The 24,988-nt window shown below is 29.6% G+C and carries 24 protein-coding genes; all 24 read right to left on the bottom strand.

Translation table 11 applies throughout. The features are described from left to right. Positions 1 to 36: 36 nt before the first annotated feature. Positions 37 to 2,652, bottom strand: a complete 2,616-nt coding sequence (locus tag LLF98_RS05560; protein WP_291701682.1) for a cation-translocating P-type ATPase — start codon at positions 2,650 to 2,652, stop codon at positions 37 to 39. Positions 2,653 to 3,230: 578 nt separating this feature from the next. Next, positions 3,231 to 4,877 (bottom strand): putative manganese-dependent inorganic diphosphatase, encoded by a 1,647-nt coding sequence (locus LLF98_RS05565; RefSeq protein WP_291701684.1) that lies wholly within the window; start codon positions 4,875 to 4,877, stop codon positions 3,231 to 3,233. Between the two features lie 75 nt (positions 4,878 to 4,952). Then, positions 4,953 to 5,720 (bottom strand): flagellar hook-basal body complex protein, encoded by a 768-nt coding sequence (locus LLF98_RS05570; protein WP_291701686.1) that lies wholly within the window; start codon positions 5,718 to 5,720, stop codon positions 4,953 to 4,955. A 23-nt stretch (positions 5,721 to 5,743) separates the two neighbouring features. Continuing rightward, positions 5,744 to 6,514 carry a flagellar basal-body rod protein FlgG gene (locus LLF98_RS05575; protein ID WP_291701688.1) on the bottom strand — a complete coding sequence of 257 codons (771 nt, stop codon included), beginning with the start codon at positions 6,512 to 6,514 and terminating at the stop codon, positions 5,744 to 5,746. 195 nt (positions 6,515 to 6,709) lie between these two features. Continuing rightward, positions 6,710 to 7,294, bottom strand: coding sequence for a hypothetical protein (locus LLF98_RS05580; RefSeq protein WP_291701690.1), 585 nt, complete (start codon positions 7,292 to 7,294; stop codon positions 6,710 to 6,712). A 129-nt stretch (positions 7,295 to 7,423) separates the two neighbouring features. Continuing rightward, complete coding sequence (locus tag LLF98_RS05585) at positions 7,424 to 8,152, bottom strand: FliA/WhiG family RNA polymerase sigma factor (protein ID WP_291701692.1); 729 nt, start codon at positions 8,150 to 8,152, stop codon at positions 7,424 to 7,426. A 61-nt stretch (positions 8,153 to 8,213) separates the two neighbouring features. After that, complete coding sequence (locus tag LLF98_RS05590) at positions 8,214 to 8,855, bottom strand: PilZ domain-containing protein (protein ID WP_291701694.1); 642 nt, start codon at positions 8,853 to 8,855, stop codon at positions 8,214 to 8,216. A gap of 12 nt (positions 8,856 to 8,867) precedes the next feature. Next, the gene (locus LLF98_RS05595; RefSeq protein WP_291701696.1) at positions 8,868 to 9,728 is read right to left on the bottom strand and encodes a MinD/ParA family protein; all 861 of its coding nucleotides are present in this window, start codon (positions 9,726 to 9,728) and stop codon (positions 8,868 to 8,870) included. Next, positions 9,722 to 10,987 carry a flagellar biosynthesis protein FlhF gene (gene flhF, locus LLF98_RS05600; RefSeq protein WP_291701698.1) on the bottom strand — a complete coding sequence of 422 codons (1,266 nt, stop codon included), beginning with the start codon at positions 10,985 to 10,987 and terminating at the stop codon, positions 9,722 to 9,724. The genes LLF98_RS05595 and flhF overlap by 7 nt, the downstream gene beginning before the upstream one ends. Continuing rightward, on the bottom strand, positions 10,988 to 13,054 hold the full coding sequence (gene flhA / locus LLF98_RS05605) for a flagellar biosynthesis protein FlhA (protein ID WP_291701699.1): 2,067 nt from the start codon (positions 13,052 to 13,054) through the stop codon (positions 10,988 to 10,990). A gap of 13 nt (positions 13,055 to 13,067) precedes the next feature. Beyond that, entirely contained in the window at positions 13,068 to 14,906 is a 1,839-nt protein-coding gene (locus LLF98_RS05610) for a fused FliR family export protein/FlhB family type III secretion system protein (RefSeq protein ID WP_291701701.1), read from the bottom strand. A gap of 14 nt (positions 14,907 to 14,920) precedes the next feature. Then, a complete protein-coding gene (fliQ, locus tag LLF98_RS05615; protein WP_291701703.1) occupies positions 14,921 to 15,190 on the bottom strand; it encodes a flagellar biosynthesis protein FliQ in 270 nt (89 codons plus the stop codon). An 11-nt stretch (positions 15,191 to 15,201) separates the two neighbouring features. After that, positions 15,202 to 15,981: a flagellar type III secretion system pore protein FliP gene (fliP, locus tag LLF98_RS05620; protein WP_291701705.1), complete on the bottom strand. Its 780-nt coding sequence runs from the start codon at positions 15,979 to 15,981 to the stop codon at positions 15,202 to 15,204. Continuing rightward, entirely contained in the window at positions 15,971 to 16,369 is a 399-nt protein-coding gene (locus LLF98_RS05625) for a flagellar biosynthetic protein FliO (protein WP_291701707.1), read from the bottom strand. The genes fliP and LLF98_RS05625 overlap by 11 nt, the downstream gene beginning before the upstream one ends. Positions 16,370 to 16,378: 9 nt before the next feature. After that, positions 16,379 to 16,864, bottom strand: a complete 486-nt coding sequence (locus LLF98_RS05630; RefSeq protein ID WP_291701709.1) for a flagellar basal body-associated FliL family protein — start codon at positions 16,862 to 16,864, stop codon at positions 16,379 to 16,381. A gap of 42 nt (positions 16,865 to 16,906) precedes the next feature. Continuing rightward, positions 16,907 to 17,098: a flagellar FlbD family protein gene (locus LLF98_RS05635; protein ID WP_291701711.1), complete on the bottom strand. Its 192-nt coding sequence runs from the start codon at positions 17,096 to 17,098 to the stop codon at positions 16,907 to 16,909. Positions 17,099 to 17,340: 242 nt separating this feature from the next. Continuing rightward, positions 17,341 to 18,321, bottom strand: coding sequence for a flagellar hook-basal body complex protein (locus tag LLF98_RS05640; RefSeq protein WP_291701713.1), 981 nt, complete (start codon positions 18,319 to 18,321; stop codon positions 17,341 to 17,343). A gap of 194 nt (positions 18,322 to 18,515) precedes the next feature. After that, positions 18,516 to 18,911 carry a TIGR02530 family flagellar biosynthesis protein gene (locus LLF98_RS05645; RefSeq protein ID WP_291701714.1) on the bottom strand — a complete coding sequence of 132 codons (396 nt, stop codon included), beginning with the start codon at positions 18,909 to 18,911 and terminating at the stop codon, positions 18,516 to 18,518. Beyond that, on the bottom strand, positions 18,912 to 19,748 hold the full coding sequence (locus LLF98_RS05650; protein WP_291701716.1) for a flagellar hook capping FlgD N-terminal domain-containing protein: 837 nt from the start codon (positions 19,746 to 19,748) through the stop codon (positions 18,912 to 18,914). Positions 19,749 to 19,759: 11 nt separating this feature from the next. Next, positions 19,760 to 21,061, bottom strand: a complete 1,302-nt coding sequence (locus LLF98_RS05655; protein WP_291701718.1) for a flagellar hook-length control protein FliK — start codon at positions 21,059 to 21,061, stop codon at positions 19,760 to 19,762. A 214-nt stretch (positions 21,062 to 21,275) separates the two neighbouring features. Next, positions 21,276 to 21,713 carry a flagellar export protein FliJ gene (gene fliJ / locus LLF98_RS05660; RefSeq protein ID WP_291701720.1) on the bottom strand — a complete coding sequence of 146 codons (438 nt, stop codon included), beginning with the start codon at positions 21,711 to 21,713 and terminating at the stop codon, positions 21,276 to 21,278. A gap of 42 nt (positions 21,714 to 21,755) precedes the next feature. After that, positions 21,756 to 23,072 carry a flagellar protein export ATPase FliI gene (gene fliI, locus LLF98_RS05665; protein ID WP_291701722.1) on the bottom strand — a complete coding sequence of 439 codons (1,317 nt, stop codon included), beginning with the start codon at positions 23,070 to 23,072 and terminating at the stop codon, positions 21,756 to 21,758. Positions 23,073 to 23,203: 131 nt separating this feature from the next. Next, a complete protein-coding gene (locus LLF98_RS05670) occupies positions 23,204 to 23,986 on the bottom strand; it encodes a flagellar biosynthesis protein (protein ID WP_291701976.1) in 783 nt (260 codons plus the stop codon). Continuing rightward, on the bottom strand, positions 23,970 to 24,986 hold the full coding sequence (fliG, locus tag LLF98_RS05675) for a flagellar motor switch protein FliG (protein WP_291701724.1): 1,017 nt from the start codon (positions 24,984 to 24,986) through the stop codon (positions 23,970 to 23,972). Before fliG ends, LLF98_RS05670 begins: the two co-directional genes overlap by 17 nt. Positions 24,987 to 24,988 lie beyond the last annotated feature (2 nt).

The following is a 24,988-nucleotide window of genomic DNA, read 5'->3' on the forward strand; positions in this document are numbered from 1 at the left end:
AATGCACAATTAACAATTGTTAATTGTGCATTAATTTTATTTTGATTTAATCAATAAATAAACACTATTAATAAATGCAATTATCCCAGAAAAGAACATTACAATAAGCCATTGATTAAGCGATAATGCTACTGTATGGAATACACCTTGTAAAAATGGTACATATAATACTGAACATATTAGTAATATTGATATTGTAACAGCTCCAACTAAATATGGATTTGTAAATAATTTTATTTGGAAAATAGAATGTCTTTCTGATCTACATTCGAATACATGTATAAGCTGAGACATAACTAATGTACATAAAGCTAAAGTTCTACATGTTTCCAAATTCATTTTGTAATATCTACCTACCATAAATGATAATAAAGTACATAATCCTATTAAAGCTCCTCTAATCGCTATCTTTTCAACTAATCCTCTTGCAAATATACTTTCCTTCTTGTCTCTTGGAGGTTGTCTCATTATATCTTGTTCTGGTGGATCAACTCCAAGTGCTATGGCTGGAAGTCCATCAGTTGCTAAATTTACAAGTAAAATTTGTATTGGACTTAATGGATTAGGTAAATAAAACATTGTTGCTAAAAACATTGTTAATACTTCTCCAAGGTTGCAAGATAACAAATATCTTATAAACTTTCTTATATTATCATATATTATTCTTCCCTCTTCCACCGCTGCAACTATAGTTGCAAAATTATCATCCATAAGAATCATAGATGATGCTTCTTTAGTTACATCTGTACCTGAAACTCCCATTGCAATACCTATATCTGATTCTTTAATAGCAGGTGCATCATTTACGCCATCTCCTGTCATAGCAACAATGTTTCCTTTTTTCTTAAATGATCTTACAATTCTTAATTTGTGACTAGGTGAAACTCTTGCAAATACCCTTATTTTTTTTATTTTGCCTTCTAATTCTAAATCACTTATTGCTTCAATTTCCTCACCTGTCATAACTTGCTCAGAAGTATTACATATATTTAAAGATTTAGCTATTGCAAGGGCAGTGTTTTGATGATCGCCTGTTATCATAATAGGCTTTATCCCTGCAAGCTTGCATTTTAAAACTGCATCCCTAGCTTCTTCTCTAGGCGGATCTATGCTTCCTGCTATGCCTAAGAAAATTAAATTTTGTTCCAAGTTTTCGCCCTTTATTAAATTCTCTTCTTTATACGCCCCTGCTATACATCTTAGTGCCCTAGATGACATTGCTGTAATAAAATCAGATACTTGCTTTTTCTTTTGATATGTGAAAGGTTTAATTTTATTATTTTCTAATATATAATCGCATCTTTCTATTATTCTTTCTGGTGCACCTTTTACATAACAAGTTTCCTTTTCTCCATCCTTAACTATAACTGACATCATCTTTCTATTTGAGTCAAAAGGTATATCAAATACTCTAGTACTCTTTTTTATAAAATTTTCAAGATCATTAACGTCATGAAAAAACATATTTATTAATGCAGTTTCTGTTGGATCTCCATGAAGTGCTTCACTCATTTTTTTCTTAGTAAAATCATAATTACAATCATTACAATAAATAAGAGCTTTCATAAATTTTGAACAATCGCTTATTTTTTCTTTCTCAAGTTCATGAAGTCTACCATTTATATACACTTCTTTTACAGTCATTTTATTTTGAGTTAAAGTCCCAGTCTTATCAGAACATATTACAGATGTGCATCCTAATGTCTCTACTGCTGGGAGTTTTCTTACAAGGGCATTTTTCTTAAGCATTCTCGATACTCCAAGCGCTAATGAAACTGTAACAATAGCAGCTAGCCCTTCTGGAATTGCAGCAACTGCAAGACTAACGCCAAGTAAGAACATCTCTGTTACATCATTTCCTCTTATTATTCCCATTGCAGTAACAATAGCACATATTATAATGCAGATAATTACTAAAACTTTCCCTAATGAATCTAATCGTTTATTTAAAGGGGATTTTTCTTCCTCAATACTTTGAATTAAATCTGCTATTTTACCCATCTCAGTTTTCATGCCTATGCAATCAATTTTAAATAAGCCTTTTCCCTTTACTACAGTGGTGCCCATAAATCCTACATTATTTTTCTTTGCCTTCTCTAACTTATGACCATTATTCTCATTTTCTACTTTCATTTTTCTATTATTAATTTCATATTGCTTAGCATCTTTATTTACACCAACTGACTCTCCAGTTAATAAAGATTCATCAACAACTATTCCTGAACTTTCAATAAAAAATCCATCAGCTGGTATTCTGTCTCCAGCTTCTAAAATAACAATATCTCCAATTGTTAAATAAATTGAATTTATAATTTTTATACTAGAATCCCTTAAAACTTTACAAGTTGGAGCTGCTAGTTCCTTTAATGCCTCTAATGATTTCTCAGTTCTAAATTCTTGAACAAATCCTAATATTGCATTAATAACAACTATTATAAGTATAGTAACCGCATCTGCTTTATCCCCAATCACCCCTGAAATTATAGTTGCTGCAATTAACACCCAAACAATAAAGTCATTAAATTGAGATAAAAATATCTTAAATGCTGATGCTTTCTTATTGTGCTTCAATTCATTAAACCCAAAGTTATTAATTCTCTTTTCTGCTTCCTTCGTGGTGAGACCAGATGTAAATTCCTTTTCCTGTATCACAACTTTTTCCTCCTAAATATAGACTATATACTATATATATTTTCCTTTATAAAAGTTATGCACATTAAAAAAAAGTGCGTAGCACAAATATAATCTTTTTACCTTTTTAAAAAGTGCTTTAGCACAAATATAATCTTTGCACCTTTTTAAAAAAGTGCTTTAGCACAACTAAGATCTTTTCACATTAAAAAAAAGTGCGTAGCACAAATATAATCTTTTTACCTTTTTAAAAAGTGCTTTAGCACAACTAAGATCTTTTTACATAAAAAAAGGATTAAAAACTAAATCCACAAAAAGTACTAATAACTTTACACAATTAAAAGAAAACACAAAAAACTTTAAACGTATAAAAAAGATATCTTAAAATGACATATTACTCATTCTAAGATATCTTATAATACAGATATTTAATTCGACCCTTGCACTCTCAATATTCTATCTGATGTCTAGCCGTTCTAACACTCCTATCTCTTTAGATGTGAGCTAAGAACGGCACGATCCTAGACGAGGTGCCCCTTGAGGTTATAAGTTCAACTAAATTCAGGTGGAGTATAAAAGTCCACCTGAAAAGTTTCACTTTATTTCATTGAATTAATTACATTTGTAAGTGGTGGTATTACTTGTTTCTTTCTTGATAGTACTCCAGGTAAGAATGCCATTGAATCTTTTAATTCAACATTAAATGTCTTTTCAACATAGTCATGTCTTTCACCTGCAACTAACACTTGTGAACCTTCAGTTAATATGTCAGTTAAAAGTAGCATCACTACATCATAACCTTTGCTATCTACTTCACTTTTCATGAAACTCAACATTTCATCTTTTAATGGCATGAATCCATCAATATCCATAGTATTAACTTGAGCTACTCCAACTTTAGCCTCTCCCATTTTAAATGGTTTGAAGTCTTGGTTAAATATTTGAGATAAACTCATTCCTTTTAAAGAAGTTCCTGCTTTAAACATTTCCTTTGCAAATTCTTCTAAACTTGAGATTCCAGCAAGTTCAGCTAATTTATTGCATACTTCCTTATCTTGATCTGTACAAGTAGGACTCTTAAATAATAAAGTATCTGAAATGATAGCTCCACATAATAGTCCTGCAACTTCTTTAGATGGAGTTATACCATGCTCAAAATAACATTTACCAACTATAGTTGAAGAACTTCCTAGTGGTTCATTTCTAAAATATATTGGATTGCTTGTTTGAATATCTGCAACCCTATGATGGTCTATGACTTCAAGAACTTCTGCTTCATCTAAACCATCAACAGATTGACCTCTTTCATTATGATCTACTTGAATGACCTTTTTCTTATGATTTGAAATAAGATGATATCTTGAAACAGTTCCAATAACTCTTCCATCCTCATCACTTACAGGATAGCTATTATATCTGGTTTCAGCCATAGTATCCTTAATATCTTCAACTAAATCATCCTTTGAAAATGATATTAAATCATCAGTAGCCATAACATAACTTACTGGTATACTTTGAATTAATAATCTTGAAGCTGTAAAAGAATGATGTGGTGTGCTTATTATAGTAACTCCATTTTCCTTAGCTTTAGAAAGTAAATTACCTGCAATTTGATGGGAACCAGTTATTATAATTAATGAAGCTTTTATATCTATTAAAGCTTCTTGCACATCAGGTCTATCTCCTACAATTGCAATATCACCTTCACCAGCAATTTCTTTTACGCTTTCTGGTTGCATTGCAGTAACTATAATCTTACCCTTAAATATTTTACAATCTTCATTTATGTATATACTACTAGCTGAAAGTGCATCTAATATATTTTCTATTGATGTTTTACTTTTAGCTAATATATTATTATCTAATATATCCATATATGATGATGCTAAGTTTGATATTGAAAGAATTCCTACTAATCTCTCATTTTCATCAACTACTGGTAAAGATTTAATATGATTATCTCTCATAATAATCCATGCCATCTTCAAAGAAATACTTGGTAATATTGATGCAATAGTATCGATATCTAAATCTTCCACTTTAAGTTTAACTGTTTCCAATAATCTTGGAGCAGTGACACCAAAGTAATCTAAAATAAATTGTGTTTCCGTATTTACATTACCTAATCTTACGGGTATAGTTGGAAGATTACTAGTCTTATTTTTAAATTCAGAATAACCATATGCAGCACAAATAGAATCTGAATCAGGATTTTTATGCCCAGTTACATAAACTATATTTTCCAAAATAATTCCTCCTATGAATTTTCATTTTATAATACATACTTATTTTACTTATAAAGTGAAACAATGTAAAGACTACTACCTCATATTATTTATCATACTCCAAAGATCATCTGCTGTTGTTATTGCTTTTGAATTAAGTTGAAAAGCTCTTTGAGTTAATATAATATCTGAAAATACTTCACCAGTGTCTACATTTGATGATTCTAAAGCACCTTGTACTACATTATAATTAGTACTTAATGTTACTTGCGCATCTAAACTTGGAGTAAAACAATTGTTTCCTATGGGTAGAAATCCTTTATCACCTATAGCTGTAAAAATTGGAATACTTCCAATTCTAGCTGTTTGATCTCCAACATTCATTGTTATTCCGCCATCTTTATCTATAGATATATTATCACTTTCTAAAGCTGGATTTCCTTCTGAAGCCCCATTTTCATATTGAATATATACTTTTGTGCCATTTGAATCTACTAAAGTTCCACTTGAATCAATCTTAAAATTACCATCTCTAGTATATACTATACTTCCATCATTTTGCGTAAGAGCAAAATATCCTTTTCCATCTATAGCTAGGTCAGTTTTTCCACCTGTTGTTAAAAGATTTCCTTGTTTATTTGTTGCATAATTTATTCCAAGTTTAACTCCAGTACCATTTATTGCTGTTTTATCTACAAGTGGAGTACCTTTTCTATCTAGTGATTCTGTTAAAAGGTCTTTAAATTCTACATCCGTACTTTTATACCCCGTTGTTGCACTATTAACTAAGTCATTTGAAAGATAGTCAAGTTTTTCTTGATATGCACTCATACCACTTTTTGCAGTAGCAAAAATATTAAACATAATTATTTCCTCCTCTATTTACCCTATACACGACCTAATTCAGTTGCAGCTTTTTGTACTGTTTCATCTTGCATCTTAACAAACTTTTGATTTGTTTCAAATTGTCTTTTTACTTCCATAAGCTTTACTAATTCTGTTGAAGGATCTACATTTGAACTCTCAAGTGTATTCTGTGCTACATTAACCTTAGCATTATAAATAGGACTATCTAGTGTTACATAATTATCTCCCATTGGTTTTAAATTATTATAATTATTAAAATCAGCTGTTAATAATTTATGAGTTGCGCCAGTTCCTTCAATATCAATATTATTTTCTCCATCTAATGAAAATTTCATATCTCCTACATATATTGGTTCTCTTGCACCAGTAGTATTGTTTACACCTAATACTTCACATCCATCACTTGTTATTAAATATCCTTGTTGATTAACCTTGAAATTTCCATCTCTTGTATAAACCTCTTTATTACCATTTTGAGCTACGAAAAATCCTCTTCCATCAATAGCAAAATCAGTTATATTATCTGTAGATTTAAAAGAGCCTTGAGTAAAAGTTGTTTCTACATCTCTTACCTTCACTCCTAAGTTTAAATTACCAATATCATTTCTAACATATTTATCACCTAAAAGCTTTTGTCTATTAGATATCATAACATCTTCAAAACTTTGTTTTGTCAATTCACGTTTCTTATAACCAGTATTATTTACATTTGCAATATTATTAGTAATTACGTCTTGCTCATTTTGTAATGTTATTAATCCTGAAACAGAAGTATAAAATCCTCTAATCAATTTAATCCGCTCCTTTTAAAATTGACTTACTCTCATTTTCATAAATCATGCCTAAATTCCTAGCTTTTTCCTCTATTTGGCTATCAGAAAGATTAATTGTATATTTATATCCAAGCATACATATAACCCCTAAAACTAGCCCTATTCCTATTCCAAATAAAATTTTTTTATCTATGAGAAAATATATATTTTTCTTTATTTTTTGAATAACCCCTTTACTAATAATACTTCCCCCTTACTCACAGATAATTCATGACATATTTGTTCTTCTGTTAATCCTTCTTTTAAAAGTTTTTTAATTTTTTGAGTTTTACTGCTATCTACATTTTCTGAAAAATCAATTTCAGATATTATTCCATCTGCTATATCTGAATCAACAAACAAAGTTTTGTCTATTTCCTCCATGATCTTATCTACTTGGTTAAGCTCTTCTACTTTTTGATTATTAACTTTATTATATTCATTATTTATATTACTATCTATATCATTTTCTAAACCCTCTTTATTTTCGTACATTTCTTTATCATTCTTGAGTTTATTTAGATTCTTTCTTATATCTACAATTTCTTCTTGCAATTCTGTTAAACTTTCAGCTATATCTCTTCTTAAAATCCCAATTTCCATTTTATAATCGTTTAGCTCTTCTTTATTATCTTGCAATACACTTTGAAAAGATATATTTAAAATATCCTCTTCTCTTTCAATTTCATTTTCTTCTTTCATAGCATGATAATTATAAATTATTAAAACAAGACCTATTGTTATTAATATTAATGGCATAAAACACCTCAATTCAGTTAACAGTTAAGGAACAACTGTAAGTTGGTTTTCTTTCATTTGGTTAGTTGAACTTTCTCTTTGTGCTTTCTCCTTAATTGTACATTGTAAATTTTTAACTGTACATTGGTATTAATTTATGTAATGCAATTTTTTCATACATTCTCTTAAATTACTAATGGATCTACTATGTAATTGGCAAACTCTAGATTCAGAAACACTTAATACTGTTCCTATTTCCTTTAATGTTAAGCCTTCGTAATAATAAAGATTTAATATAGTTCTATCCTTTTCCTTAAGCAAATTTATTGCTTGTGTTAAAATCTCTAATTGCTCCTTATCTTGAAGATAAGCATCAGGACTCGGACTATTTTTATCTTCTATAATGCCAATAAGATTTATATCTTCATCGTCTGAAAAAATAACATTTTCTAAAGATACCATTGAAATATAGTTTATATAATTTTCAATTTCTGCTACTTTACTTAAAGAAATCTCTAAATGTTTTGCTATTTCATCATTTGTAGGTTCTCTTAATAACTTCATTTGTAAATCATCAATAGCTTTATTGTATTTATTTAATTTATCCATAGCACCTTTAGATATTGGTCTATTTTTTCTTAATTCATCTATCATTGAACCTTTAATTCTTATAGATGCATAAGATGAAAATTTCATTCCCTTGGTATTGTCAAACTTATTTATTGCATCCATAAGTCCGATAAAGCCATAACTCACTAAATCCTCATACTCCATGTATTTGTTTTTTCCAAACATGACTCTAGAGGCAATATACTTTACTAATGGAATATATTCTTGTATTATTTGTTCTTTTTTATCCACATCATTTACAGCGTGCATATTATCCCCCTGACTTTTTCTATATCATTAGTTAATATCCCCTACATCCATGTTTTTTAATTTATAACTTAGCTCTTTGTTTTCTCACTAGTTCAAAAAGTCCTTGAATTATAATATCAGTTTGAACTGGTGTAATATCTAAAAATTTTAAACCATACAATTTTTCTTTATTTTCTGTACTTTCAATTCTCACAATATTGCACTTTAATTCAATTTCATGTCCTTTTATTTTTATCTTAATTAAAAGTAAATCCTCTTTTTTTATCTCATCGTTTACTTTAATTTTTAATCCCCCACCACTTAAATCTATCATATATGCTTCTTTATAAGATATACTATCGAATTCTTTTTTATCTATATCAGTAATTATTTTATAATTTATAGTATCAAATAAACTTACTCTAAAAAAATTTCTTCTTTGTATTTTTTTTATGTCAAAAGGTTTTGATATCTTATAATATATTATATTTCCTTCTTTCCCCCTTGAAATTACCTTAGAATAAAATTTAAAACATCTTCCATCATCTAAAAAAGAATTCATTTCAATTTTCTCATTTATATGTACCATTAGATATTCACCATCATTAACTGGCAAATTTATTCTTAAAAAATCATCTTGTACATCTATAATTAAGGCTTTATATATTTTTTCCCCTGTCACTACTTCTATTTTGTCATTAACTTTTAAGTTAATATCATCCACCTTAAAATCCCCCTATGAAAATAAATTAAACCATCTCTTAAATAATCCTTTTGCTCCATTTAATGAGTTCATTTCTTGACCCATAAGTTTCATCGCGATATTTTCTATATCTTTAGCTGCATCACAATTAGGATACAACACAACAAAAGGTTTTTGCTGTCTTACACTTTGTACTAATTTCTTATCATCTAGTATGCATCCCAAATATTCAATATTAATTTTCAAGAATTTACTAACTGCTATATTAAACCGATTATAAGTGTCTTCTCCTTCTTCTCTAGTAAATGCTTTATTTACTATTACTTTTGCGCTAGTTTTAAGTTTATAATGATCTATAGCCTTTATTAAACTATATCCATCTGTAAGGGAAGTCGGTTCAGGCGTAGTTATAAGGATTAATTCTTCGGATGCTGCTATAAATGATAAAACATCTTTATTAACCCCCGCTCCTGTATCCATTAGTATGTAATCATACTCATCTAATGTATCCAATTTTTCTAAAAATATTTTTTTATCGTTTTCTTCTAAGTCTTGAGCCTTACTCAATGCAGATCCTGCTGGAATTAAACTTACTCCATTAGTTCCTTCTACAATTATATCTTTTATTCCCAAATCAGTAAATATTATATCAAATATATTATTTTTAGGATAAATACCCATTAAAACATCATCATTTCCCATACCTAAATCTGCATCAAAAATCAAAACCCTTTTACCCTTATTTTGAAGAACTATAGCTAAATTAACAACAAAATTACTTTTTCCAACGCCACCTTTTCCTGATGTTACTGTTATAAATTTAGTAGATGTTTTTTTATTTTTCTGATCTTCACTATTTATCAATTTTCGTAACGATTCTGCTTGATCTAGCATAGAATTTCCTCCCCTAGAATGAAACTTGTAATTTCTTCTTTTGTAGGCACCTTTATATCATCGGGTACATTTTGTCCTATAGTTATAAAATTAACTGGTTTATTAGCAATCTTAGCTATATTATACAAAGATCCATATACAGTAGTTTCATCAAGTTTTGTAATAATAATATTATCATATTTAAGTTCTGCATAACCTTTTAGTATACTCTTTATATCACTATTTTTTGTAGTTGCACTTATTACCATATTTACATGATCAGGATTTGCTTTTTGAACAAAAGCTCTAAGCTCTGAGATTTGCATTGCATTTTTACTACTTCTTCCTGTAGTATCTATAAGTACAACCTCACATTCCTTCATATTTTCAATAGCTTCTTCCATTTCTTTCATAGTGATAACTACTTCAAAAGGAATATTCATTATTTCAGCATAAGTTTTAAGTTGCTCTACAGCTCCAATTCTATATGTGTCTACTGTTATTAATCCAACTTTCTTTTTTTCAACAAGAGCAAGTCTTCCTGCAAGTTTTGCTATAGTAGTAGTTTTTCCAACACCAGTTGGTCCTACTAATACAACTCTTCCACTTAAACCTTGTCTAGATATCAAAATGTCTTTTTCAAAAACATCTCTTAGGGCTTCTATTTCATCCTTGATTTCATTAGATTCTTCCTTTATTGCTTGTACAATTTCATTTTGAAATTCTTCATCAATATCTAAATTCTTTAATTTCTCTTTTAAAGAATCAGTTGATTTTTCTTGGTATGGTGTACCCTCTATTACTTTTTTAAATAAACTTTTTAATTCACTTACGTCTTTATGTATAGCTTCTATATTGGTATCTTCTAACTTTTTATCTTCTTTCTCTATATTAACTTTAGAAACCCCTTTTTCTATATTAGAATTATGTTCAAATATTCTACTATTTAATGTTTCAGGCTTTTCAGTTTCTTTAAATTTTACTGATTCCCTTGAAACCAATACTTCATCTTGCATCAATCTTTTAATGCTTTCTAAAGAATTTTGAAATTCTTCATCTTTTTTTAAATAATTTTTATCTTGATTAAAATTATTTTTTTCTACATTTGATGAATTTTCAACTGCTGCTGTAACTTCAATTATTTTTTTTGAAAATAACCCTTTTAACCCTGGACTTCTGACCTTTCTTTGACTTATTATAATAGCATCTTTTCCCATTTCATATCTAATACGAGTCAAACCTTCATTCATATTTTTCACAAGATATTTTTTAATAACCATCTATATTCTTACGACTCCTTCACTATTAATTTGAACATCATTTGGCACTTCATTTAAAGAAATCACCATAATATGAGAAAATACCATTTCTATTAATTTTCTAAATACAGGTCTTATATTTGGAGAAACCAATATAATTGGTTGATTATTGTAAAAATAAACTGATTCCACAGTGTTTTTTATACCATTAAGTATCTTTGTAGTTATATCTGGATTTACTGTTGGAAAAGAACCTTGAACAGATTTTTGGGTATTATTCGCAATCATTTCTTCTATGTTAGGGTCCAAAGTTACTACTGTAATTGTCCTATTCTCATTAACTATTTGATTGCAAATAGTTCTAGCTAATGAAAATCTGACATATTCAGTTAAAGTTTCTAAATCTCTAGTATTTTTAGAATTATCAGCTAAAGATTCCATTATAGTTACAATATCTTTGATTGGTACTTTTTCTTTCAGTAAATTTTGTAATACCTTTTGAAGCTCACCAATTGATAGCAAATCTGGTATAAGTTCCTCAACAACTGCACTATATTTTTCTTTTGCATTTTCAACAATAAGTTTAACTTCTTGTCTTCCCAGCAATTCATAAGAATGGTTTTTTATAGTTTCAGTTAAGTGAGTTACCATAACTGTTGTTGGGTCAACTACTGTTAAGCCCTTAATTTCTGCTTCTTCTCTTTGATCCTTATTTATCCAAACTGCTGGAAGACCAAAGGTTGGTTCAATTGTCTTTATACCTGGTATATCTGAGTTTTCTCCAGTTGGATCCATACAAAGTAACATACTTGGCATTAATTCTGAAGAAACAACCATTGTACCTCTAATTTTTATTATGTATTCATTAGTCCTAAGTTGTAGATTATCCCTAATTCTTATAGGCTGAACCACAATTCCCATTTCTATAGCACACTGCCTTCTAACAGATGCAATTCTTTGAAGTAAATCTCCTCCTGATGCTTCATCTGCAAGAGGTATAAGACCATACCCTATTTCAACTTCCATTGATTCTACAGAAATTAAATTCATAACATTTTCTGGTTCTTTACGTTCTGATTGAATGATTTCCTCTTCTTCTGATACAATTTCTCTTGCTTCTTTAACTGCTGCCTCTTTATAAAGTAAATAAGTTAATCCTCCCGTAGCTATAGAAGCTGTAAAAAACGGAACTTTAGGCATACCGGGCACAAGTCCCAAAAATAACATTAACCCACTTGCAATTCCTGTAGCAACTGGAAAAGCTGTTAATTGTGTTGATAAAGTATCTCCAAAATTATCTGAACTGCCTGAACGTGTAACTAAAATACCTGATGCTGTTGATATAAGTAGTGCTGGAACTTGACTTACAAGACCATCACCAACAGTTAAAATAACATAAGTTTGAGCCGCCACTGCTGCACTCATATTTTTTTGAAGTACACCTATTATAACCCCAGCTACTATATTTATAACTGTAATAATAATACCTGCTATGGCATCACCTTTAACAAATTTAGATGCACCATCCATAGATCCATAAAAATCTGCTTCTGATTGAAGGTCTTGTCTTCTCTTTTTAGCTACAGCTTCATCAATCATTCCTGAATTTAAATCTGCATCAATGCTCATTTGTTTACCTGGCATAGCATCAAGTGTAAATCTAGCTGATACTTCTGCAACTCTTCCAGCACCATTTGTAATAACCATAAATTGTATTACTACTATAATTAAAAATATAACTATACCAACTACATAGTTTCCACGTATAACGAACTTACCAAAGGCTGTAATAATAGTTCCCGCATCTGCCTCTGTAAGTATTAATCTTGTTGAAGATATGTTAAGTGCTAATCTAAATAATGTTGTAACCAGCAACAATGTAGGGAATACTGAAAGTTGTAATACACTAGTTGTAAACATTGTAATCATAATTATAACTATAGAAAGTGTTATATTTAAGGCTAAAAGTAAATCAATTAGTTGTTTAGGCAGCGGTATTATTATCATAAGTACTATGGTAATAACGCCCAATGCCACTATTACATCCAAATTGTTTTTTATATTTAGCCTTTTATTACCAAATTCCAAACTTTAAACCTCCTTATTTTTTAAGTTTAATTACCACTGCTAAAATTTCTGCAACACCTTGATATAAATCTTGTGGTATATCATCATCTATTTCTACCCTATCATACATCATTCTTGCAAATGGTTTATTTTCAATAACTGGAACTTCATGTTTCTTTGCCATACTCTTTATATTAAGTGCAACATAATCTGCTCCTTTAGCTACAACTTTGGGAGCCTCCATATTCCCATCTTCTTCATATTTTAAAGCAATAGCCAAGTGAGTAGGGTTTGTTATTACAACTGTAGCATCTGCAACAGATGACATCATTCTTTTCATACCCATTTCCCTTTGCCTTTGCTTAATTTGCCCTTTTACTTTTGGGTCTCCTTCTGATTGTTTATATTCATCCTTAATTTCCTGCTTTGTCATCTTCATATCTTTACTATGCATTCTAACTTGAAGAAAATAATCAATAGCTGCAACAATAACAAGAACTAAACATATTTGTTTAAAAATACCCACTACTAAATTTTTAACTTCATCTCCCAATGAAGGTAAGTATAAATTTGAAATACCTAATATACTTTGATAATTTTTTGCTATATAATTATACGCTAAAATTGATATTATAGTTATTATTATCATATTTTTTCCCAAATCCACTAAACTTCTTTTGGACATAATATTTTTCATTCCTGATATTGGATTCAATTTTCCAAAGGAAGGTTTTAAAGGTTCTCCTGTAAATAAAAAACCTGTTTGAAGCAAACTTGCAATAATTCCACCGATCATTATAGGTAATGCAAAAGGTAAAAGCAGAGCTGCTATTTTTAAAATAACAGTAATCACGATATTAGAAAGTGTTCCTTTATCAAAATTTTCTAACATAGGAAGTTTCAAAAAATAAATGATTACATCTTTAAATCCAGATGTTAACATTCCCCATAAAGAAGAAATAAGCATTGTACAAATAAGCATTGTAATTGCAACTGATACATCTTTACTTCTAGCTAATTGACCTTTATTTCTAGAATCTGATTTTTTCTTTGGAGTTGCTTCTTCTGTTTTATCATCACTTGCAAAAATTAATGCTAATGGAACTGCTGGTACTAAATTAACTATTTCCCGGAAAATATTCGGTAAATTATATATAGCTGTACCTACTAATTTAAGCATTAGTGGTAATAATATAATAAATGTTACAAAACCAAGCATATTTTTAATAGGCATACCAAAAATCATAATTGGTATTGTTGGTACTGTTCTTGAAATTAATCCCAAGCATACGTCTGTTATAACAATTATCAATACCAAAGGTATTGCTATTTTCACACCTAATGTAAAGTAACTAAAAATAGTTTGCATAACTCCCATCAATGTTTCTTGATAAACTATTGTTTTGCCAATTGGTACTATTTTTGTACTTTCAACTAGCATCTTAATAACTACATGGTGTCCATCAACTATAAAAAAGAAAGCTAGAGAAATAAAATATGAAAAATTCCCAAGTAAAGTTGATGTAGTATGGCTTGTTGGATCTAATATAGATACCATTGAAAAGCCTGCATGAATATCCATCCATGCTCCTGCTAGTTTTACTGCTTGAAAAACTAAATTGGTTATGTAACCTAGTATTAACCCAGTCATTATTTCACTTATTGCATAAAATACTAAAATATAGCCATTGTTTATAGCATTTACTGTGGAATGATCTATTCCAGATATAATTCCAAATGAAAGTATAAGTGAGAAAACACCTTGAAAAACTTGAGGTGTTCCAGTTGGAAAAAATATTTCAACAGCTATAAAATATGAAGTTATTCTTAAAAAAATCAAAAACAATGCAAGGAAGTAGACTGCATCTATCACAGTGGCTTACCTCCTTATGTGGTAATCTTTGAAATTAAATCAAAGATTCTAGTAGTAAAAGACATAATTGTTTCAAGCATCCAGCTACCTAAAAATATTCCAACAACAGCTGTTGCTATTAATTTAGGGACAAAAGTTAATGTTTGTTCTTGTATTTGAGTAGTTGCTTGTAAAATACTTATAATTAATCCTAGTACAAGAACTATTATTAATATAGGTGCCGATACTTTTGCTGCTGTTATTATTGTATCTTTAACTACTGCATTAAGCATTGTTTGTGTCATAACATCTCACCTCACATAAAACTCTGTACTAAAGATTTTGTCAATAGATACCATCCATCAACCATTACAAATACTATTAACTTAAATGGAAGAGATACCATTGTAGGTGGCAACATAAACATACCCATGGCCATTAAAACACTAGATATCACCATATCTATCACAAGAAATGGCAAATATATTAAAAATCCTATTTGAAATGCTGTTTTTAATTCACTTATCGCAAAAGCAGGAATTAATGTAGTAAATGAAACATTTTCTTTTGTTAAATTCGTTTTATCAACTCCACTAATTTCAATAAATAATTCTAAATCCTTTTCTCTTGTTTGTTTTAACATAAATGATTTTAATGGCTTTGAAGATTCTTCAAATGCTTGTTCCTGAGTTATTTTATTTTCTAAATATGGTTGAATTCCATTAGTATTAATTTCATAATAAACAGGCGACATAATAAACAGAGTTAAGAATATAGCAAGACCTGTCAAAATTTGATTTGGAACTGCCTGTTGTACTCCCATTGCACTTTTAAGGAATGAAAAAACAACTATAATTCTAGTGAAAGATGTCATCATTATTACTATAGATGGTAATAATGATATAATTGTAAAAAATATTAATATTTTAATGCTTGATACATAATCTTGTGGTGTACCACTTTTATCTCCAAGTGATATATTAAGTTGAGGTAAATCTGTACTACTTGGAGCAGCATATGCATTTATAGTGCAAAACATCATGATTCCAAGAGCCATCATGAGAGTAAATATAACTCTTTTTTTATTATTTTTCATGTTTCTCTTCCTTTGATTTTATATTCTTTACTATCTTAGAAAAACTATTTTTTAATTTCAATATTAGTTTATTATAATTCTCATTTATCTCTTGAGCTACTTTTTTCTTATCTTCTTCAACAATATTAATTTCTTCTTCAGATAGTTCTGATAATTTTTCCATATGTCCTGCAGTGCTAGTCATAACATACCCTTTTTGTCCAATTTTAACTATTAATATAGTATTTTCTTTTGTTACTTGTACTCTCTCAATAACCTTAACATATTTATTATTATTAATTGCACTCAGTTTTGTACCCATTAATTTAAAGCTTAAAAACATTAATCCGAGTGTTACTCCTAAAGCTAAAATAAGCTTTGCTATCATTCCTAATAATTCAAAATTCATTTTTTCACCCTACTGAACTATCATACTTTTAAATCTTATATCTGTAATCTTCCCTTTTGTTAAGTCCTTATTAATAGCATCCATCAGTTGTTTTTTCATAGCTTCTTTATTTTCTACATTATTTATATATTCAGCTTTTTGACTTTTTAAATAGAATATAATATCATCTCTTACAACTACTTGATTAGCTGTTAATTCTTCAGTTAGCTTTGTTTTTGTCTTATCATAACCTAAAGATATTTCCCCTTTAAAATATCTTTTTCCACCTTCATCAGCTAAATTAACTGTAAATTCTGCCAAATCCACATATGTGTTTTCTACAACAACCTCTTGGGCTTCTATTGTTTTACTAGTTTTCATATATAAATATACTCCCCCAAAAGTCGCTGCTCCTAAAACTATCAACCCTAAAATAAATAATATTACCATAACTCCTTTATTACTTTTACCAGTGTTTTCACCCTTTTCTTTTTCTTTGCCTTTTCCAAAAGCCATTATTATCACTCCTTACTATTGCAACAATTAAAATGTTAATTTTTATATTTTGCACTTAAATATCTTATTTTTGTACTTTATAACTGCACTTATTACTTCTTCTACACTTTCTAGGACTATATATTTTTTCCCATTTGTCAATGTTATTATTGTTTCAGGTACCTCTTCTATTTTTTCAATATGATCATCATTAAGTATGAATTTCTCGTGGTTCATTCCTGTTACGTCTATCATAAATTTTCACCCCTTATTTTTTCTAATTCATCAATGTACAATTCACAATACACACTTTTCAATTGTCCATTATATTTTGGTCACTAAAAATTCTATAATTTCTATACATTAAAATAATTCAATAATGAATTTTATTATGTGTATTCTGCATTATGCATTGTAATTTAATAAATATTTGCAAGTTGAGAAATCTATACTCAACTTGCTTATTATTATATTATACTATTACTAACTTATAAAAACTATCTCATCAATCCAGTAATAGTTTGAAGAATTTCATCTCCTGTTGTTATCATCTTACCTGCTGCTTGAAAACTTCTAGTTGCTGTAATCATATCTGTAAATTGTTCTGTTAAATCTACATTTGATCCTTCAAGACAACCTTGAACTAAATCTCCATAACCACCACTATTGTCAGTAGATGATCCATATCCAGATTTTACTATAGTAGCTCCTGAATTTGATGACACTTGTAGCAGATTACCTCCAATACCTGTTAAACCTTCTGGATTTTTAAAATTTGCCATAGCTATTTGACCAAGAACAGTTCTACTACCACTTCCAAGTACAGCTGTAATACGACCGTCTTTTCCTATTTCAAATTTTTTAATTGGATCTTGTATAGAACCATTAGTTACTGAATCTGGTATTATTAATGGAATTAACTTTGACTCATCTGCTGTTTGAGTTGTATCATCAGCATTTACATAGGTAGCTGTTGTTCCAGTGGTAGCCTGTGTAAGTGCTGAACCAACATTGTAACCCATAACTCTATATCCATCTGCTGTTAATAAATTTCCATCTTTGTCCAAAGTTAAATTTCCATCTCTCGTATATAAAGTTTCTTGCATAGTTCCACCAGTTATTGCATTAGAAGTTAATGCAATATTTCCATCTACAGCTCCTTTTCCAACCATTAAATATCCATCCCCATCAACACAAACATCAAGTGATCTTCCTGTTGATAAGGCATTTCCTTGTGACATTACTTTGTTTATACTTGATAATTTTGCTCCAAGTCCTACTTGTTTAGCATTTGTTCCACCTTTAGTTGATGTAGGTGCACTTGCTTCTCCAGCATTTTGATATAACATATCGCTAAACTCTGCTCTTGAAGACTTAAATGAGGTAGTACCTACATTGGCTATATTATTACCTATAACGTCTAATTTAGTTTGATTAACTTTCATTCCGCTTATTCCAGAATACATACATCTTAACATAAACGTTCCTCCAAATCATTTTTTTATTTAACTTGATTCTATCGTTCACCAAGTTGAGGCCCCCGCATATCAGTTAACAATTAACAGTTGCTAATAAATGCTTTTAGCATTTATTATTTATATATTTTCTCAAAGCACAAAGTGCTTTGTTCATTAACTGTTCCTTGTTCACTATTAACTGATTTAAGTCCAGCCTATAAAATCACTACACTGTCTATATTTGTAAATATGTTATCTTTTGCTCGCTCTTTTTCAACAGCTGTTATAAGTGTTTTGTTTTCAACGCTTGCAATTAGTGCCACGTCTTTATATAACATAACTGTATTTTTTGAATTTTTATCTTTTGCAATTTTAAATCCTTTTTCTATTTGTTTCATGTCTTCCTCTGTAAAATTAATTTGATTTAGTCTTAGAGCTGCATGTTTAGATATAGTAAAACCTTTATCTTTATTCTTAACATTATCTAAAACATCTTTAAAGCTTGTTTTATCCTTAGAATTAGTTGTATTACTTATCTTAGTTTGTGTACTAGTAATTTGTCCAAAATTCCCTACTGAATATGCTTGTCCGTTAATAATTCTATAACTCATCTATGCTCCTGTTGTTGCGGTGGTAGTTGCTGTATCTGTTGTAGTAGTGCCTGATGTGCTAGTTGCTATATCTGTTGTGGTGCCAGTAGTTGTAGTTGGTAGTTGTACATTCATCTCATCAGCTGTTAAATCACCAGCTCTTACAATATCTCCATAGTCATATGTCTTAGTTGTTGAATTTCCATCTGAATCTAAAACATCAACTTTTATTTTTACTGTTGCACTACTAACAGTATCAATATAAGCACCACTTGCTGTTCCTTTTACAAGAGTAGTCTTACCATCCGTACCTACTTCTGCTAGAACAACATTTTTTTTGTTAGCTGCCAAAGCTGAAGCCGCTAAAAAATCCGAATTAAGTGCCGCTCTGCTATTTGAAACTGTGTTAGTATCTGTTGTTTGTACAGTTCCTATTACATTTGCAACAGAAATTTCTTCTTTTTTTCCATCAATCAGCATATTCAAATAAGTTCCTCCAGATTTTTTTATTACCCCAGTTACAGAACCTTGAACATATGCACCATTATCATCTTTTTCATTTGTTATTACTGTTTTACCAACCATTTGTTGATACGCAGAATCTGACATAGTAGTATTTAAATTTGTCATTTGTTCCATTGACGCAAATTGAGCCATTTGACTAACATAAGCACTTGAATCTTGATTTTGTGTTGGATCTAAATTACTTAATTGTGCTGCCAAAATCTTCAAAAACGAATTTTTATCCATATCACCGCCAGTTGATGATTTTGGTACAATTTTAGTTCCATTACTAGTGGTTCCTGAAGTTGCAACATTAACAGTAGAATCATTCAAGGCGTTTACAGAACTACTCATATTTTTACCTCCTATGCAAAAAATTCTATATTGTTATTATCTGATGTAATATTATCTATCAACTCTTCTTCATTGATTTTTGTATTATTGCTCGTATTACTGTTGTTATTATTGCTTCTTTCTTGTTCTCCAGAAAGTTGTCCACCAAAACCTTGTTCCTTAAAGAAAGTTGTATCATCTTGATAAAGTTCAATATTAACATCTGATATTTTTATGTTTTGTTCACTTAATTGCTTTTTAATATCTGTTAGATTTTGTGAAAGTAGTGAAGTTGTTTCCTTTGAGCTAGCTTTTAAGTTAGCTTTCATAATACCATCTTCTTGCACTAATTTTATAGTTATCTCCCCCAAATTTCCTGGGTTAACTTTAAGTGTTAATTCCTTAAGTCCATTATTACTCATAAATTTAACATCTTTTATTAAATCATCTGTAAAAGTAGCCTTATCTATTGTAAGTCCTCTAACAGTATCAACACCTTGATTTTGAACAGTTTGAGTTCTTGATGCAAATAAATTTATTTTATTTAAAGAACTATCCTTATCATCATCAATTAAAGAATTTAAAAATTTATCTTCTTTTGAAACTTCCTTGCTATCCTTTGATCTTGTAGCATTATTACTTTCATTTTCAGTTGAACTTTCTTTATTATCTTGTGAATAGTTTTTATTTAACATATCTTCAAGAGTTAAAACTTTTCCATTTTGATTTTGCTTATTATCTAGCATGTTAGATATTTCTGACATTAAATTTTTTATACCACTTTTAATATCTTTTGTAGCTTCAGTATTATCATCTGCAAGATTAGTACTTAAATTACTTAAAAGCTTTTCCATCAATTTTAATGAATCAGTATCTAATCCATCTGCACCAATTCCATTAATCATATTTTTTAAATTATCAGAATTAATTTCGACTTTTGATTTCAAATCGTCTTCCTTAATGCCTAATTTCGCAAGTAAACTTAGTAATTCATTTAAAATATTATTAACATCATCTTTAGAAGCAGATTTACTATCTTTCTCTAGTTCTTCAAGTTTCCCTTTTAATTCATCAATTTTAGCAGTATCTTTAGTTTTAGTTTTATTAGTGTTATCTACTTTTTGAGCATCTGCCTCTTTAGAATTAGCTTTTGAACTTAGTACATCTTTAAAATTTTCACTTTTAGAACTTTCAGATCCTGAAGTAGTTTTACTATTCTCTGCTTTATATAATTCTGTGGTAGATTTACTAGATAAATTTGTCTTAGAATCTTTTACTGAAATGTCTATGCTATTAGTTGTAGAATTAATTGATGTTTTTGTAGCTGCAACCATTATTCTCACCCCCCTTCAATTTACAATTGATAATGTATAATTCACAATTAATGAACAAACTCCTAAGGAATTTTGAAAATATCCATTAAAATTGATCTTGGTCGTGCTTCGCACTTTTTTCAGCAGCCAAATGATCTTGGTTGTGCTTCGCACTTTTTTCAGCAGTGAAATGATCTTTGTTGCTCTTCGCGCTTTTTTCAGAAGTGTATATTTTCTACTTATATTGATTTCTCGCATACGCATAAAGAGCTAATTCATCAAGATTTATTTGTTCTACCCTATCTTGATCCCTTACATATGCTTCATATTTTTTATCCTTTAAGGTTTCAACAGTTTTTCTTTCCATTTGCTTTACTGTTAAATCTCTTCTTCTTTTATCAATTTCTTGATTTTTTATAACTAAGTCTTTTTCAGTTGACTTTATTCCACTTTGTACTCCTTGAATATAGTATCTTTTTAGTTTTTGATATATTATATCTTCATTAGGATCTATGCCCTTATATTTATGATAATTTTCATTAAGTTCTTCTAGTTTTTCTTCTATTTTCTTTTTTTCTCTCTGACTTTCAGTAAATAACCTTTTGCTTTCTTCTTCTTTTTCATTTCTAATTTGAAGAAGTTTATCTAAACCAAACTTAAATCTTTCAGCCAAAGTGGACCCCCCTTTTATTGATTAAATAATACATCTGGATTATTATTTAAACATTGATATCAAAGCCTCTTCTGTCACTTCAAAACTTGATTTTTCATCAATCCCTTGACACAGAAAATTATTTAATACATCATTATAATTGATTGCCATATCAATTTTTTTGTTACTTCCTTTAACATAAGCACCTATATTTATTAAATCTTCTGAATCCTTATAAGTTGCTAAAAGATCTCTTGCCATAGACGCTGCTTCTTTATGTTCCTTAGGTGCTATTTGACTCATAAGTCTACTAACGCTATTTAATGTATCAATAGCTGGATAATGATTTTTATGTGCTAAATCTCTTGATAACACTATATGTCCATCTAGTATACCTCTAACAGCATCTGCTATAGGCTCATTAAAATCATCACCATCAACAAGTACTGTATAAAATGCTGTTATTGATCCATCTGAAGATGTACCCGACCTTTCCATAAGTTTAGGAAGCTTTGCAAATACTGAAGGTGTATAGCCTTTAGTTGCTGGTGGCTCGCCTATAGCAAGTCCAACTTCTCTTTGAGCCATGGCAAATCTAGTAACTGAATCCATCATGAGAATTACTTTTTTGCCTTTATCTCTAAAGTATTCTGCTATTGCTGTAGCTGTTAGTGCTCCTTTAATTCTTATTAAAGCAGGCTTGTCTGATGTAGCACAAACTACAACAGATTTCTTCATACCTTCCGGTCCTAAATCCTTCTCTATAAATTCTAAGATCTCTCTGCCTCTTTCACCTATTAATGCAATAACATTAACATCTGCTTTAGCTTCTCTTGCAATCATTCCTAGTGTAGTACTCTTACCAACTCCACTACCTGCAAAAATACCAATTCTTTGTCCATCGCCACAAGTTAAAAATCCATCTATTGCTCTGACTCCAGTTGGCATTATATCCGTTATCCGTTTTCTTTTTAAAGGGTCTGGAGCATCATTTTCTAGTAGATAATCTTCACCTTCAATTGATATATAATCACAATCTAGAGGATTTCCAAGTCCATCGATTATATGCCCAAGTAACTTATCTGAACATTTAACACTTAATGGTTTGCGTTGTGGTACAACTCTACAGCCCGGTGAAATCCCTATAAGCTCATCAAGAGGCATAAGAATTATAAATTCATCTCTAAAACCTACAACTTCACAATTTACAGAAGTATTTTTCTCGTTATATATTATACAAAGTTCACCAACAAATGCCTTAATACCTTGTACTTCAATAGTAAGTCCTATTACCTTCTTAACAACACCTTCACTATATATTGTTGATATACTCTTGACTTTTTTAATTAATTTATTAAAATCTAAGTCCAACTCTAACATATAAAACTACCCCCACCTTTTTCAGTTGATAGTTAACAGTTAGCAGTTAATAATGTATGATGGAATTTCTACGAATTTTTTAAACTCTGAAGGAGTTTTTTTCTAAACTGTTTATTATTAACTGTTCCTTGTTAACTGATTAGAGCTTTTCGTATTTGTTCCATTCCAGTATCTACGCCAACTTTTACTATACCACTAGGTTTTTCCAAAGTTGCATTTCCTGGATTCATAAAATCATCAGCAATTATAAAAATCTCATTTTTTATTCCATATGATATCTTCCATCTTTCAACTTGAGATTTTAATTCTTTAACATGAATTGAATTTGCTTTTAAAATAACATTATCTTCTCTTTTTGAAATTTTAAAAGCCTCTTCAATAATTGAATTCATTGAATCATCCCTGCTTAATGTTTTTTGTGCAATACTTTCAGCTATCTCTAGTGCTAAATTTACTATATCTGCTTTTTTATCATCTAAATATTTGGAATAATTCTCATATGCACACTTTAAAATTAGTTCTGCTTTATTTACAATTTCAGCTGCCTCTGCTTTTGCTACATCAATAGTCTCATCATAAGCTTTTTTATATCCATCATCATATCCATTTTGAATTCCTTGTTCATAACCTTTTTCATAAGCCTTCTTTTCTGCAACATTGGCATCCATTTGTGCTCTTAATAAAATAACTTGTTTTTCTTTTTTTGCATCTTGTATTATTCTTTCTCCAATGTCTTCATAACGTTTTAAAAGTTCTTCTGGATCAATTTGAGGTGCTTTTACTATAACCTCTTCGTCTTTTTCTTCTTCAATCTTTTCTGACACTGAACTCTTCCTAATATATTTCGTTGAAACAACCTTATGTTCGCCTTGCTTTACAGACGCTTTCTTTATTAAGCTATACGATGATTGCATCTTCTCCACCTCTTGAAATGATGATTTCGTTAGCATCATCTAACCTCCTAATAACAGAAACAATCTTTTGTTGTGCTTTTTCAACATCCATAAGTCTTACTGGTCCTAAGAATTCCATATCTTCCTTTAATGAAGCAGCAGCTCTCTTTGATTGATTCTTGTAAATGCTGTTAGCAACTTCCTCAGAACATCCTTTAAGTGCAAGTGCGAGCTCGTTAATTTCAATTTCTCTAAGAATTCTTTGAATAGATACATCATCAAGAGAAACAATATCCTCAAATACAAACATTGAACTTTTAACTTGATCAGCAAGTTCTGCATCTTCTCTTTCTAAACCTTCAGTAATATTCTTTTCAGTTGTTCTATCAACTGCATTCAATATATTAACTAACGTTTCTACTCCACCTAAGCTTGTCATCTCAGTTCTTACTACTGAAGATAATTTGCTTTCAAGTACAGATTCTATTTCTTTAATTACCATAGGAGACGTATTGCTCATAGTTGCTATTCTATATGCAACTTCACTTTGTGTCTCTTCTGGTAATTCTGCCATAACTTGAGCTGCTTTATCAGCTTGAAGATAACATAAAATCAAAGCAATAGTTTGTGGCTGTTCTGATATAATTACATTTAATAATTGATGAGAATCTGCCTTCCTTGCAATTGAAAAAGGTCTGTATTGAGCTGTAGCTTCTGATACCTTTTCCAATATTTCATTTGCCCTTTGAGATCCTAATGCTTTTGACAATAATGCCTTAGCATAGTCCATACCACCTTCAATTATATAATCTCTTGCCTTATTTATTTGTAAAAATTCATTTAATATTTCTTCTCTTTGTTCTGGCGTAACAGATGTTATATTAGCAATTTCATAAGTTATTTTTTGAATTTCAGCTTCCGGTAATTTTTTCAATATTCCAGATGATGCTTCTGGTCCAAGGGTTATAAATAATATAGCTGCTTTATGAACTCCTGTTAATTCCATTGTTTCTTTTGCCATAG

It is taken from the genome of Clostridium sp. (assembly GCF_021372645.1).
Classification (GTDB): domain Bacteria; phylum Bacillota; class Clostridia; order Clostridiales; family Clostridiaceae; genus Clostridium.